The sequence below is a fragment of the Providencia stuartii genome (genome assembly GCF_029277985.1).
In the GTDB taxonomy this organism is placed as follows: domain Bacteria; phylum Pseudomonadota; class Gammaproteobacteria; order Enterobacterales; family Enterobacteriaceae; genus Providencia; species Providencia zhejiangensis.
In genome coordinates this window covers 3,024,730-3,036,808 of sequence record NZ_CP119546.1, presented here as the reverse complement: position 1 = coordinate 3,036,808, position 12,079 = coordinate 3,024,730, and the positions used below count along the sequence as shown (strand labels likewise).

General features: G+C 41.3%; 15 protein-coding genes and 1 pseudogene. 8 read left to right on the top strand and 8 right to left on the bottom strand.

Annotated elements, in window-relative coordinates:
- Positions 1–30 precede the first annotated feature (30 nt).
- The 8 genes and pseudogenes from P2E05_RS21705 to P2E05_RS13510 all read left to right on the top strand — a co-directional run.
- Positions 31–123: pseudogene (locus tag P2E05_RS21705) on the top strand (DUF2345 domain-containing protein); the annotation flags it as partial.
- 179 nt (positions 124–302) lie between these two features.
- Positions 303–464, top strand: a complete 162-nt coding sequence (locus P2E05_RS21700) for a hypothetical protein (RefSeq protein WP_272682891.1) — start codon at positions 303–305, stop codon at positions 462–464.
- On the top strand, positions 465–1,004 hold the full coding sequence (locus P2E05_RS13535) for a hypothetical protein (protein WP_276122824.1): 540 nt from the start codon (positions 465–467) through the stop codon (positions 1,002–1,004).
- A gap of 125 nt (positions 1,005–1,129) precedes the next feature.
- Positions 1,130–1,660, top strand: a complete 531-nt coding sequence (locus tag P2E05_RS13530) for a DUF3304 domain-containing protein (protein WP_272657486.1) — start codon at positions 1,130–1,132, stop codon at positions 1,658–1,660.
- Positions 1,661–1,681: 21 nt separating this feature from the next.
- Entirely contained in the window at positions 1,682–1,924 is a 243-nt protein-coding gene (locus P2E05_RS13525; RefSeq protein ID WP_272657484.1) for a hypothetical protein, read from the top strand.
- Positions 1,925–1,990: 66 nt separating this feature from the next.
- The gene (locus tag P2E05_RS13520) at positions 1,991–2,239 is read left to right on the top strand and encodes a hypothetical protein (RefSeq protein ID WP_272657483.1); all 249 of its coding nucleotides are present in this window, start codon (positions 1,991–1,993) and stop codon (positions 2,237–2,239) included.
- 49 nt (positions 2,240–2,288) lie between these two features.
- On the top strand, positions 2,289–2,483 hold the full coding sequence (locus P2E05_RS13515) for a hypothetical protein (protein WP_272657482.1): 195 nt from the start codon (positions 2,289–2,291) through the stop codon (positions 2,481–2,483).
- Between the two features lie 151 nt (positions 2,484–2,634).
- Positions 2,635–2,922, top strand: coding sequence for a hypothetical protein (locus tag P2E05_RS13510; RefSeq protein ID WP_163862543.1), 288 nt, complete (start codon positions 2,635–2,637; stop codon positions 2,920–2,922).
- A gap of 235 nt (positions 2,923–3,157) precedes the next feature.
- Here P2E05_RS13510 and P2E05_RS21695 read toward each other — a convergent pair whose 3' ends face one another.
- The 8 genes from P2E05_RS21695 to tssA form a co-directional block, all read right to left on the bottom strand.
- Positions 3,158–3,880 (bottom strand): CPBP family glutamic-type intramembrane protease, encoded by a 723-nt coding sequence (locus P2E05_RS21695; RefSeq protein WP_154635717.1) that lies wholly within the window; start codon positions 3,878–3,880, stop codon positions 3,158–3,160.
- A gap of 98 nt (positions 3,881–3,978) precedes the next feature.
- Positions 3,979–5,157 carry a DUF3828 domain-containing protein gene (locus tag P2E05_RS13500; protein WP_154623920.1) on the bottom strand — a complete coding sequence of 393 codons (1,179 nt, stop codon included), beginning with the start codon at positions 5,155–5,157 and terminating at the stop codon, positions 3,979–3,981.
- A 52-nt stretch (positions 5,158–5,209) separates the two neighbouring features.
- Complete coding sequence (locus P2E05_RS13495) at positions 5,210–6,562, bottom strand: VasL domain-containing protein (RefSeq protein WP_196713458.1); 1,353 nt, start codon at positions 6,560–6,562, stop codon at positions 5,210–5,212.
- Between the two features lie 56 nt (positions 6,563–6,618).
- Positions 6,619–7,047, bottom strand: a complete 429-nt coding sequence (gene tssE, locus P2E05_RS13490; protein ID WP_154623921.1) for a type VI secretion system baseplate subunit TssE — start codon at positions 7,045–7,047, stop codon at positions 6,619–6,621.
- 2 nt (positions 7,048–7,049) lie between these two features.
- Positions 7,050–7,589 carry a type VI secretion system lipoprotein TssJ gene (gene tssJ, locus P2E05_RS13485; RefSeq protein WP_154623922.1) on the bottom strand — a complete coding sequence of 180 codons (540 nt, stop codon included), beginning with the start codon at positions 7,587–7,589 and terminating at the stop codon, positions 7,050–7,052.
- 15 nt (positions 7,590–7,604) lie between these two features.
- Positions 7,605–8,696, bottom strand: coding sequence for a type VI secretion system baseplate subunit TssG (gene tssG / locus P2E05_RS13480; RefSeq protein WP_249999075.1), 1,092 nt, complete (start codon positions 8,694–8,696; stop codon positions 7,605–7,607).
- Positions 8,672–10,423 carry a type VI secretion system baseplate subunit TssF gene (gene tssF, locus P2E05_RS13475; RefSeq protein WP_272657480.1) on the bottom strand — a complete coding sequence of 584 codons (1,752 nt, stop codon included), beginning with the start codon at positions 10,421–10,423 and terminating at the stop codon, positions 8,672–8,674. The genes tssG and tssF overlap by 25 nt, the downstream gene beginning before the upstream one ends.
- A 40-nt stretch (positions 10,424–10,463) precedes the next feature.
- Positions 10,464–12,074, bottom strand: coding sequence for a type VI secretion system protein TssA (gene tssA, locus P2E05_RS13470; protein ID WP_163862506.1), 1,611 nt, complete (start codon positions 12,072–12,074; stop codon positions 10,464–10,466).
- Positions 12,075–12,079 lie beyond the last annotated feature (5 nt).

Below are 12,079 nucleotides of genomic sequence, written 5' to 3'. Positions count from 1 at the left end.
TATTAGCGCAGATGAGCAGTCAAGCAGACCATCACCTCGGGGGCAGATATCAATTTTACTGGCAAAAAACGGATTATCCTGAACGGTGGCGGCAGCTACCTCAAATTGGAGAACGGAAAAATAGAATACGGCACTTCGGGGGATTATTTGCGCAAGGTGCCGAAGATGGCCACCGCAGGGCCGAATACTTTACCGATGAAGATGGCACAATTTCCGGCAGTGTCTTTACCCATTTGTATTCCGTGCCTGCTCAATGCCATAGCAGGCAATGATCCCCGTGTTGACCTTAGGAAATTTTAGCCATGGAAAATTTAGTTCAAGCGGCAAATCAATCACAGAAAAATATTTACCTGTTAATCGAGGGCGGGGCGTTTGCCGAACAGACCATTGAGCCTTTTCAGCAAAAACATACGCGTTCTCTGTATTCCCTTTATCAGCACCCTCAGTTAATTGAAGCCAAATGAGTGGGACCCTGGCTGTATCAGGTGAAAAACAACGCAGATTTAGCCGCTGAAATGGCGCAGTTTCAGCAAGTTGCCACCGTCATTTTTTCATCATTAGCGCTCAAACCCTTGGCGATGCAATTGGCATGGGGCTGTACCTTGGTAAAACCCGACCTCGAAACGATAGTGAGCCGATTTTATATCCATGCGGTGATGCCAGTGTTAGCCCGTTGCCAGAAAGAAGATTGGCACTACTACCTGTTTTCGGGCACAACCACGTGGTGGCACCAGACATTGTCGGGCTGGCAACCGACCGATATCACTACTAAAGCGCAGCCCAAAACCCACGACAGAACGGTGTATTTGGATGAGACGACTTGGCAGCAAATTGATGATGACCCCGAAGTCAAAAGTGTTTTAGCCCAATGGCAACAGATGCCAATGAGCCAGCATTTTCCGCCGTGCATTCACGGCAGAAGATCATTTAGGCGCTACAGAAAGCCAGTGATGCGGGGATGCAAGAAAGAGCAGATAGACGGCTATATGCGTTGTTTTACCTGAATGGAAAACGATCAGTGTTAATGTCGGAATTTGTGCTTTCGCAATTGGCTCAAGTGGCTCAAGGGGAATGCAGTTTAGAAAAGGTGCTTTCCAGTTATGCAAAACGTATTACTAGGTTGTGATTGATGAATATAAAACAAAATATCTTGCGCATATCTCAATGCCTTATTCAGTATAAAAAAAGGCTACTTGGACTCTTGCTGGTTGCATTTTTAGGGTGGGTGAGTTGGTTTACGTGGTTAATCATTTGGGGGCCGCCGCAAGGGGGGGCTATTTTGGTGATCAATACGCAGATAGATCGACCAATTATAGGATTTAGTGTGAATGGCGTTGCGGGTGGCAATGTTTCAGCTTATAACCCCAATAATATTTATGGTGGTATTCAAGGTGGAACCGCATGTTGCGGGATAATTAAAGGAGATATGGCACATGTAGTCTGGACACTGAGTGTTACGGGAGATCAATATGATGCTGGGTTAAGGAAAGAAACCCGAGAGGCCACACTTCCACTTCCAAAAAGAAAACGGGGAGACCGTTTTTTGCATGTATTTTTTTTGCCTAATGATCAAGTGCGATTATGGTGGGGAGAAGATTTAGGTACTCCATGGAAGCGTGGAATGACGACGGAAGAACTCGTAGCGGCATTAGAGCAATAAATTGTAACGGAAACGACCATAATGGATAGAATGAAAGACTCAGGAGTGCAATCAAGTGATCTCTCAATCGCAGAATGTGATACGTTAATTGCTGCGTCACGCCGAGCAGGGCAAGCCGAAGAGTATAATATAGGTAATTGTTCGTCGGTGCTGCATGTGGGGTATTTTTTCGATGGTACAGGGCGAAATATTGAACAAGATGCGTCGGAAGCACGCCTCAGTAGTATCGCAAAACTTTATCGAGCATATCCGGATGAGCCGTAAAATACCCATTCACTCCTTTACCGTAAGCACTACTTTTCAGGGTTAGGTACCCCGTTTGAGGATGAAGTGCCGGGAAAATTGCAATCGATGATGGATAATGGATGGCAACATTTTCTCGATGAAATGAAAAGTCTTCCGGAGGATATCGCCACAGACATGGTTGGTGATGTTATTAAAAATGGGGACTGGCAGGAAGCGTTATCCAACCCGATAACTAAATTAACGAACCCCAAAGAATGGCGGAATTTACTGGTTGAAAAAGGGGCTCCCTCGTTGTTTTTTGCCCTTGTTGAAGCATTCAACTGCGTTTATTAACAAACAAACAGGGAAAGCATTAAATAAATCGTTTACGGTATATTACTCAATGCAAGGTGAGGTTATTGGTGAAAAAATTGAGTATATAGATAAATATAGTCGATTAATTATAGCTGCTGGCACTGATGAAGATACGCATGAAACCTTTCGATATTATTATTTATTGGAAAATGGAGAGTTAACGTTGATAAATAAAACTCCCATTGAAAAAATTATTGATGTTCGATTTGAGATGAATTTTTAATATTATTTTGGTTTAGCTTCGAATGCTTTATTTAGCTGTAGACTGAAATAAAATTTAAAAAATATACTTTATTGGAAATACTATGAACTTTACTAAGTTTAATGATTTAGTTTTCTTCCTGAGGAAAAGGTGGCTTCCCTTAGGTGTTAAGATGGTTGAAATTAACGATCATGAAACTCATTTTTATTATGAAGGTTTTATTCTAACTCTAGCAGATTCACTGCACCCAGAAATTGAGATGCAAATTAATCCTGATGCTGAAGATTGGGGATGTGATGAAGAAGAGATGGGGATGAATTGGGAGAGTGATTATTTGTCTATATCCGCGGCTCCAGTCGATGAAGGTGTATTTATGATAACTGTAAATGAACTTGAAGGGAAAATAAAACATCTTGAAAAATTTATGCAGGTATTTTTAGCTCAGCAGAATAAAGGCTAACAGTAGGTTTAATGATATATTTTAAATGGCTGAGACTGTGTAGCCAAAAAACTTAAAGTTCAAATTTAAAATAACATTCAACTTTTAGTTAACTTGAAATTTTTTAGGGGGGATGTGAACCACTTAATAGATTATTACACTTATTAAATCACTAAAGTACCATTAATGTCATTGGGCGTGCACAATATTAATTCTGGTTAGATATATACTGATATACACAACCCAATTTAAAAAATCACATCATTTTAATATATGACATAAAAAATAATGAGTTCAATATTATAGGTAATAGCACACCGCCCGATCTCATTCGAGCAAACGTCAAAACACATGAAAGAAGAATTAGCATGATGCTCACATCATACTGGTAAATCATGATCCTCACCCAAATCGAAGGAGAAATTACATTAGTCATTGTATAAATGTGGAATATAACAAATGGTATAACAGAAAATAACCAAATGATTGTTTTGTTTTCTTTTTGGATTGCGCTAAACACAATGCCTCTAAAGATGACTTCATAAACAATGGGGCTTATGATAAATGTTAGAATGAATAACAATATGTTATTGATAACTCCCTCATCAAATATGAGGAGTTCTCTTGTAACCATATCACCGCCTAATTTAAAATAAGCAATAACAAGCACAGATAGAAGAATGGTTAGAAGAAATGGGATAACTGATTTTATTGAGAATACCCTTCCCAGCGCTATTTCACCAATGTTTTTGCTATACCATCGAAAAAATAAGAATAGTAATACAAATAGTGCAATTGATGTTAATCGGTATATTAGAATAAAAAATGCTTCTAGATGCAATGGTTCCACAATATATGCCAAAAAAATTTGCAATAAATTATAATCAAGGTTAAACCATATTACTGCCAAAGAAATAGCTAAAAAAATTTTCAATCCATTTTTTTCTTTTATTCGAGTTGTTATGTCAGTGAAGTTCACTTATTAGAATCCTTATTGAAATTAAAAAATCAGTCTGTTTTACCATTATAATAAACAGGGATTTGCATAAAATAGCGCTAACCAATTCATTAAAATAACTATTTAACCTTAACCTCATCAATTTGATTAATCATCCATTTTCCATCCGTGTTGATTAACCGAACAATTAAATGAAGCGGATAAGGTTTTCCCTCACCTAAAATTAAATCGACAATGGCATTTTGTTTGTTAATTGACAGTACTTTGGCTTTGCGATTCTCTACCCATGAATTAAGGACATCTTGTGACTTAGTATAATAGTTAGCGCCTCCTGGTATCCACGTCCCATCCCAATTACATCCTCGTTGATCGCATTCCCTTTCTATATCACAAATGGCTTTTTGCTCTGCTGAAAATTCATCTTCATCACCATAATCACATGTGATGGAGTTTGAAATTTTATCCAAAAGTTCAGGTGTAATGAAATCAGACTCATAGTTGTGGTGAAATGAGTAGTCAGAGGGGAGTAGGTCATTATCATAAAAGTCTAAAACAACGATATCTGGCGGTATAGCTGGCAGTTCGTTAGGGTCCATTACATTAGGCACTGAAACAAGCGGTTGTGTTTGTAGCCAGCCAAACGTATGTGTCCCTGTAGAGGAATGAGTAAAGCTTACAAAATAAAAACCATTAATGGGGTCCGGGTATACTGCTTTAACGCGGTCATTTTGAATTAAGTAACGTTTATTATCTTGGCAATCAAGATCTGGCGCGGAATATATGGGGGTTCTTGGATAATTAATCAAATAGGTCTGACCCATTCTTCCTTTTTGGGTGCTTGCTTCTTCCTGCGCTAATTTATTAATTTCATCACAGTTTTTTTCCTCAGAGGCTTCCACTTGACGTGTATCTATCCAGCCAAATACCCCATTATAACTAAGAAGTATATATGTATGCTCATCATTAACAATGGGGGGTTGAGTCGTATACCCGACGAAACCTAAACGGTCCCCAGGGATCACAAATTTATTTTCATAACGGCACATTTCTGATGGAAAGGCATGAAAATAGGCCCTTTCATTACCTGTTATGATAAAAGTACTCGTGGTAGGCAGTGAAGCCCTTAATGGTGTACTATCAATCAGTGTTTGGCAGGCTATTTCGCGTTGTTGACATTGCTCATATTTATCATTGTTTTGGTTGTATTTTTCACAGTTAAAAAGTGAATCAGATGGTTGTGCTACGACAACAATGGGGTAGCTCAGAGAAAGGAATACGGGCAATAAATATTGTGTCATTTTTTTACCCCATGAATGAAAGCAGTTGGCTTAAATGTAAGTGATAGGATATTCATGATTTTTCCTGCGTATCGCGTAACAACGCATATCGATTCAGTAATTGTTTAAAATGGGTATCGATACGTTGGTATTCCGATTCAGGTACCACACCTTGTGCTTGCCGCTCTTCCAAGCGGCGAAGTTCTTCCTCAAGGGGTAAACCTTGATTAAAATGCTGGCGAGCAGTAAAAATAATCGTTTTTAGTTCAGAGCCCGTGATGTAGCTGCGCGGTTTACCGTCTAATTTGTCCAATCGTTCACTCAAATGATTAAGCTGCTCCATTCCCTGAGACCACTGCCTCATTTGCGTTGCTGAAACGGCATTGATCTGCATGGCTTGTAGCCATTTATCATTCAATACGCGCACTTCAGGTTGAGTGCCAAATTGAGTTGTCAGGTAATTGACCATATTCCAGCTATATTGCTGTGCCCAAATCGGTGATACCGCGCCCAGTTCGGTTAGATAGCGGTCAATAGCACTCAGTTTCTCATTAGAAAAAGAAGTTGTTTGGTTTGGATTAGGTTGTAATTGTTGCTCAATTATCGATGCAATATTAGGTGTAAATTCAGGTAATTGGGGTAGTACTTGCGCTAAGATATGGTTATTGACTGGTGGATGGAGAATATATAATGCCCCAGCACAAAGTGTCCCTGTAAGAACGGTGCCCAAAGCGATCCCAATACAAAGTCCCTTACGATAAGATGGCTTAGTGGGAGGCGCAGTACTAATGGTTGCATTAGCCTTAATCGATACAGGTGTTGTCGCGATATTGGCATGAAACGTAGTAGGGGGGACTTTTGGTATCTGTAACGGTGTTGGTGGGATAAAACCACTGTCTGGCGCATCGGTGCTTTCTAATTGTTTTGCTTGAGTTGTCAGTAAGTTGTGCAGCCGTTCTAGTTGGGTAAGGTGTTTTAATTCTAGAGTTTGTAGCAACTGTCCAATCTGTTTGAGGTGAGATTCGGCTTGGTAAAGTGCAGAAAGGTCGGTATAGACAGGGGGATGACTTCGTAATCCAGTGATTAATTGTTGACTCAGTGTCGCCAGAATTTCAACACGAGCGTGAATTTGTTGCGGCCAGAGCCCTTGCCAGTGCTGATTCAATAAATGTTGAAGTAGAATGAGGCCTTCATTGAGGCCAACAATACCGTTTTGGTGTTGGCGAATTAAGGTAAACCAAGCACAAGTTTGTAAGTCAGCCCCGTTTTGATTGAATAAGGATAAGCACAGCTCATGTGCACGCGTCCAGTCAATATCGGGACGAGCAGGGTGAAAGCGTTTATTTAGTTCATTTTTTAGAGCAGAAAAATCAGCTAATGTGCGTGGGTCGCCGCCTAGGCGTAATGTGTTCAAATCAGGGGTCATCATCGTCTCATGCAATTGTTGGTCTAAATCGAAGAAAAAAGCACACTTGGTAGAAATTAAATTGTGTCAAATTGTTTTTTTAAATGATGGAGTAGAATACGTCCATCAGGTACAAACTCAGTACCATAGCGGATCAACCCTTTTTCATATAGTTCCACCTCAAGGGCATAACGTAGTGTCCCAAAACTATTTTGTGGCAATAACACTAATGAGAGTGACTTGATCCTCGGTTCATACTTTAGTAGCGTTTTTGATAAAAGATTCATCATATTATGAGCTGTTCCGGGAAGCCCTTGGATAAGTTTGCTCATATCAGGCAAACCATAATCAGGCAGGTGCTCAATGCTACCTGCGCGTGCGTTAAGGATACGACGGATATTATCCATGACAGAAAGGATCACCTGATCGTGTTCAGGAATGTCATCAATCATTAGCCCCCCAGCAAAGTAGCCCGTCAACATTTCATACAGCGAAGGTTGGGACATGATCATTTTTCTCCGAGTGGCTTTAAAGTCATAGTGTTATCGAGAAGAGTAAGTAGGCGAGGCTCATCAGGTAGTAAACGTTTTTTAGGAATAATTACTCGCCAGTTGTCTGTCACAAGGTCGGGATGATGGAACATAGCAGCAACCGCGACAAATTCAGCCTCTTTTTCGAGGGGCATATCGAGAGAAATCGATTCACCAGGACGAATTCGCAGGTCTTTTTGTGTAACTAATGAGGATTTGAGTACTTGGCTATCTTTAGCGAAAAGTGTGGCATAGTCGCTTTCTGCAAAGCTTTCGAAATTTTTTAGTTGATAAACACGGATAATGGTTGATAGCGAGGTGCCAGTATCATCGGTATTTAAGGCTTCTCGTGCAACAAAATCTAAGTGTACAACTTTGACTTGTTTGTAGAAAATCGCGTTTGCAGCACTACGAGTACCATCACTGACCATTTGGGTGAGCCCACAAGCCGTGAGGTTTATCGTGGCGATTAACAATAAAGCTTTACCGAAAAATGACAATAAAAGTCTCTGTTTCATGAATATATTCCAAAATTAAAATCGATAATTAGCATAATTTGTGGTGGGTATAGGTTGTGGTGAAGGAGTCAATCGCTGATAGCGCCCCAAATTTAACACAATCAAAGGGTCATTAAGGTTAGCTTGAGGGTTTAATGCGCCCATGGCCGCAGTGCGGCCTAGTTGTACTCCTTGATGAGATTGTGTACTTAACGCTGCATTAGGTAATAATGATCTCGGTAATTTTAGGCTGAGTCGAGCATTAACGCGCGAACCAAGATAGACATGAAGTAACGCGAGTAAATCCTGATACAACTGCCCATCAGGTAGCCAGTTGCGTGCCTCATTAAGGTTATCTGTTTGTAACATAATTAAGATTTGACTATTTACATCCGTTGCATACTGACCTAAAACGGGTTTGTTGATTAATGTCATTGGTTTTTGACAAGATAGCTTTGATAGACTTTCTTGCTCAATACGTCTCGGGTCATGAGGTTTTACTTGTACCTGAGTATCAGGAGCGAGTAATTTCACTAGTGAAATGACGCCTTCAGCAGTGCGCGTCGGAAAACGTAATGTGCCGAGTAAAGCTAAAAAGCGCGATAGTGGTGCTTGAATATGCTGCGCTGTTCCTGGGATACCTAAGCCGATTAATCCATATAAATACTGGGAAGTTTCATCTTTACCACCCGCTAAAAAAGTGGCTGGATAGGAATATTTACGCCATATGCGATAAAACTGGGTGATGAGCCGATGGTTAAAAATATCTAGAAAATCGGTGAGTGATTCAGTGCCTTCTCGCCTCTGCGCTATGTCATCAATATAGGCAGTTGGTAGTGGAGACGTTATACCATATAAGCCTAAAAAAGTGGTTCGAATACTGGGAACGGAGCTGTTTCGATATCTATCTTCAATATCCAGCCCTTTAATTTCAGTGACTGGAAATCCCATTCCGCGATGAGGGCGAAAGCGAATGGCGTCTGTTTTTGGATCTTGAGTGCTACCTAAAGGTAGGTGTTGCTGATTATACTGCTCTAGAAGTTGACAAAACCGATAGAAATTAACTAACGGAAGGCGTGCCCCAAGAGCATCAATAATTTGATTTACTGAGGGTGATTCTCTGTCCATGTTAGGCTATTTCCTGTCGGTACAATATGTAAAGTCAGTTGATTAAATAGGTGTACATCAGTATAGAGAGCAAAAAAGCGATTAAGCATTTCACCAAAAAGATGGATATCCCCATCACCATTAAAACCACTACTGTCGAGAGTGATGTCAATAGCAATACCACGTTGCAGAAAACCTTTCTCAAAACGTTCGATAAGATGCTGTTCAACATGGAACATGGCGTCGAGTTTACGGCTGTTGAGATCATCTTCTCGCCAATCATAAAGCGCCAAAGTGCCACGTAACACATCCACATTGTCCATCATATTAAGAAAGCTAGCACCGAGATGGCTTAATACACGCCAGTGAAACCTATCTTCAGCGGGGGGATAGCATGGTAAGGTCGGTTTGCATAAGTTATGCACCCTTAAGTGGGTTTGTAAGGTTTCTTCAGTTCTATCGAGTATTGTACTCTGTAGTGATTTGCGAGGAAGCTGCCCGTTCGTACCTGTTAATTGTAGAGATAGTGTTTCGCTTTCAAGGGATGCGATTGGGGGTTCACGCTCTCCACCTAAAATTAACCAAGTGTCATGCAAACCGTTTACGCCACGCTTAATTCGCGTATGGTAGTAATGCTCAGGAGCATTGTGACGTAGCATACCTCCACGATGGCGAAAACTACTAAAAGGCACATAATGAATATGCTCTCCTCGTCGTGTGCCATGAACCTTATCGACAGCATAAATTTCTGTATGCCCATCTTGCAAGCGGCGAGGACGCAGTAAATATTCACTTTCTAATCCGTTTACAGTGAGTGGGTCGGCCTCAACATTGAATAAATTAATTACTGGAACGCTATGTAGTTTTAAATTATCTATACTTAACGGGATGTCACTATCCCATTGTGTGTTAAGCACAATATCCAACTCAAAATGGCTAAGCTCTGTGGGGAGCTGGATTTCCCCCAGTCCTTTCAAGTTGACGAAAAAAAACTTTTCACGAAAAGAAAAATACTCAAGCAGTAATTGATAACCGCTAAAGGTACTATCGGCTTTTGGCCAAAGACGGTCTTCTTCGGCAAATCCACCTGGTGAAAACCAGTATGGTAAACGAATACGATCAGGTGAAGAAGGCAAACGAATATAGGTTGCTGCAACTTGCTTTGTTAGCGCTAAGTGGAGTGCATATGTGGTTGGCACATCGCCAGCCAAATAAAAAGAAATTGTATTAAGGGAAATTTGTTTCCAGTCTGCTAGCTTTGCACAGTCGAAACGCAAACGCAAAACTGAGCGACCGTCGGGCTCAGTGGATAAATTGACCTCCGATAAGGCAATTGGGTTGAGTGTTAAATCGCGTGTTGTACGGTAGCGGCATACGGTTTTTTTGGGGCCTATAGGACGTGAAAGCACTTCAAAGCCAGCAGGGATCACTGATGAAAGCTTCATTTCCTGAATATCCGGCGATAGCTCAACAATTGACAGAGATGGAATTGTTTGCAAGTAATGTGGCCATAACAGACTTACTAGTCCTTCCGTTAACTCTGGCAAATCATCATCAATTTTTTGACGAAGTTGCCCCATTGAAAAGGCAAAACCTTCAAAGAGTCGTTCTACAAAAGGATCGGGAGTTCCGGCTTTATCTAAATCTAATAACGCTGCGCGATCAGGGTGAGCTTGAGCGAACTCTTTCGCTGCTTCACGCAAATATCGCATTTCGGCATCATAGTAGCGAAGGGTTAAATCATCCATTAGCGTGACTCTCCGTTCATCAAGTTTAATAGTGTTAATTTTAAGGATAAAGTACGAGTGCTCTCACGGGGTCTAACCGTGTTAATTGAGCGAGTAAATCTGTCATTTGATGATGTAAGTCGGCTTTATCTGGGGTGTTACGTTGGCATTTTCCTCGTAGTAAATGTAACTGGCGCGCTTTGATTTCGAAAATAAAATGAGGTTCCCAATCAGAAAGGTGCATTTGTTCAGCGCGATGGTCTAATTCTCGCAGTAAATTCAAGGCTAAATCATGGCGAGCAAATTGCTCTGCGACTCTTGCCATCACCAGTTGCAATAACCATTTTTGGCGGGAGGTTTGTATATGCGGACGAGACATTAACCACGCTAAAGCGGCCTCCACGCCTTCCATGTCGGCTTGGGTTAAGGCTTCTTGTTCTAACGCAAATATGGAACCGTTATCCCCTTCATCGGTATCTTGAGTGGGTATATGGTGTAGGGATTGCATATTCTCTTCAAGGATATGTTGTTTGATCCAAGCTAATGTGACTTCATCGGCAAAAGGAGTGCCATCTTCCCAAGCGAGATTTTCTAATCCAGGCAAACGAAGTAAAAATTGTTTTAAATCAGACGCAATCACGTCCGCCCAACCATCCCAAGGTGCAGGTGATTTACTCAATGCTTGATGTAAATACCACTGCACATCTAACCAAAAATGGTTAACACCCTCGGCAAATAATCGGTCAGCTTGCTCAGTTAGCTCTAGCCAATTTTGTTGTAAATATAAACGTTTTAATTGCGCTCTGGCATCTGAGCGTGGAGGGGCAAGTCGAGTACAACCTTGCTGATTTTGAGGAGGAGACTGGTGTAGGGTATCCCAACGTACTGATTTCATCAGTCGATGACCGGATAGCCAACCATTGGGTTGGTTACGTAGATAATTCGCTAATACTTTAGCTTGATCCAGTAACTCTCGACCCGATTGGATAGGGGCAATTGTGCTGATGCCTGAAGCCGTTTGTTTGGAGGATATATTTTCAGCAGCTTTGATATTCTGCGGAACAACAGTATTCGCTCCCCCCGATTGGGCGAGTCGGTTTTCCAATGCTCGTAGTAGTGGACTGAGGTTAGGGCGACTCGCTTCATCCCATGCCGTAAATTCTTCAGTAATAGCTCCAAGTAGTGCGACGATGCGAGAAAACTCGTTGCTATCCACTTCAGGGTAGAGAGACAAGCTATCAATAACACGTTGACCTGCAAGCCATTCAATGGCTAATTTCCGACTATTTGGGCGGCTTGGTAATAAGGTATCATGGTAACGGCGAAGTAACCCAGCGAGTAAACCTAATCCGTCGGCTAAACCTTTTTCGCCTTCTCGATGTAATCGCGCCCAAACGTAGTAAGTAACAACACGTGCATCCTTACACCTGTTAGTCAGAAGATTTTCGGCAAGGGAACAAATCAATTCGGTATCTGATCCTGACAGTTTATTGACTTCTTCTTTCATGCGTTCGAAGTCATCATCATAGCCAGGATCTTCTCCAATTGGCTTTTCGGGAGTAATAGGCAGTAACCAGCGTTCCCACAACACAACTTGTTGTTCTACTAATTGATCCGCAGCAAGTGGGTTACCTGTAAAGCAGGCTGTGCGTAATGCAGTCATTAAAGGCATGTAAC

What these genes read in the sequence shown, in the direction of transcription:
- P2E05_RS21700 (WP_272682891.1), top strand. Translation starts at nt 303, where the DNA reads ATGGAAAATTTAGTTCAAGCGGCAAATCAATCACAGAAAAATATTTAC.
- P2E05_RS13530 (WP_272657486.1), top strand. Translation starts at nt 1,130, where the DNA reads ATGAATATAAAACAAAATATCTTGCGCATATCTCAATGCCTTATTCAG.
- P2E05_RS13525 (WP_272657484.1), top strand. Translation starts at nt 1,682, where the DNA reads ATGGATAGAATGAAAGACTCAGGAGTGCAATCAAGTGATCTCTCAATC.
- P2E05_RS13515 (WP_272657482.1), top strand. Translation starts at nt 2,289, where the DNA reads ATGCAAGGTGAGGTTATTGGTGAAAAAATTGAGTATATAGATAAATAT.
- P2E05_RS13510 (WP_163862543.1), top strand. Translation starts at nt 2,635, where the DNA reads ATGGTTGAAATTAACGATCATGAAACTCATTTTTATTATGAAGGTTTT.
- P2E05_RS13500 (WP_154623920.1), bottom strand. Translation starts at nt 5,157, where the DNA reads ATGACACAATATTTATTGCCCGTATTCCTTTCTCTGAGCTACCCCATT.
- P2E05_RS13495 (WP_196713458.1), bottom strand. Translation starts at nt 6,562, where the DNA reads ATGACCCCTGATTTGAACACATTACGCCTAGGCGGCGACCCACGCACA.
- tssE (WP_154623921.1), bottom strand. Translation starts at nt 7,047, where the DNA reads ATGTCCCAACCTTCGCTGTATGAAATGTTGACGGGCTACTTTGCTGGG.
- tssJ (WP_154623922.1), bottom strand. Translation starts at nt 7,589, where the DNA reads ATGAAACAGAGACTTTTATTGTCATTTTTCGGTAAAGCTTTATTGTTA.
- tssG (WP_249999075.1), bottom strand. Translation starts at nt 8,696, where the DNA reads ATGGACAGAGAATCACCCTCAGTAAATCAAATTATTGATGCTCTTGGG.
- tssF (WP_272657480.1), bottom strand. Translation starts at nt 10,423, where the DNA reads ATGGATGATTTAACCCTTCGCTACTATGATGCCGAAATGCGATATTTG.
- tssA (WP_163862506.1), bottom strand. Translation starts at nt 12,074, where the DNA reads ATGCCTTTAATGACTGCATTACGCACAGCCTGCTTTACAGGTAACCCA.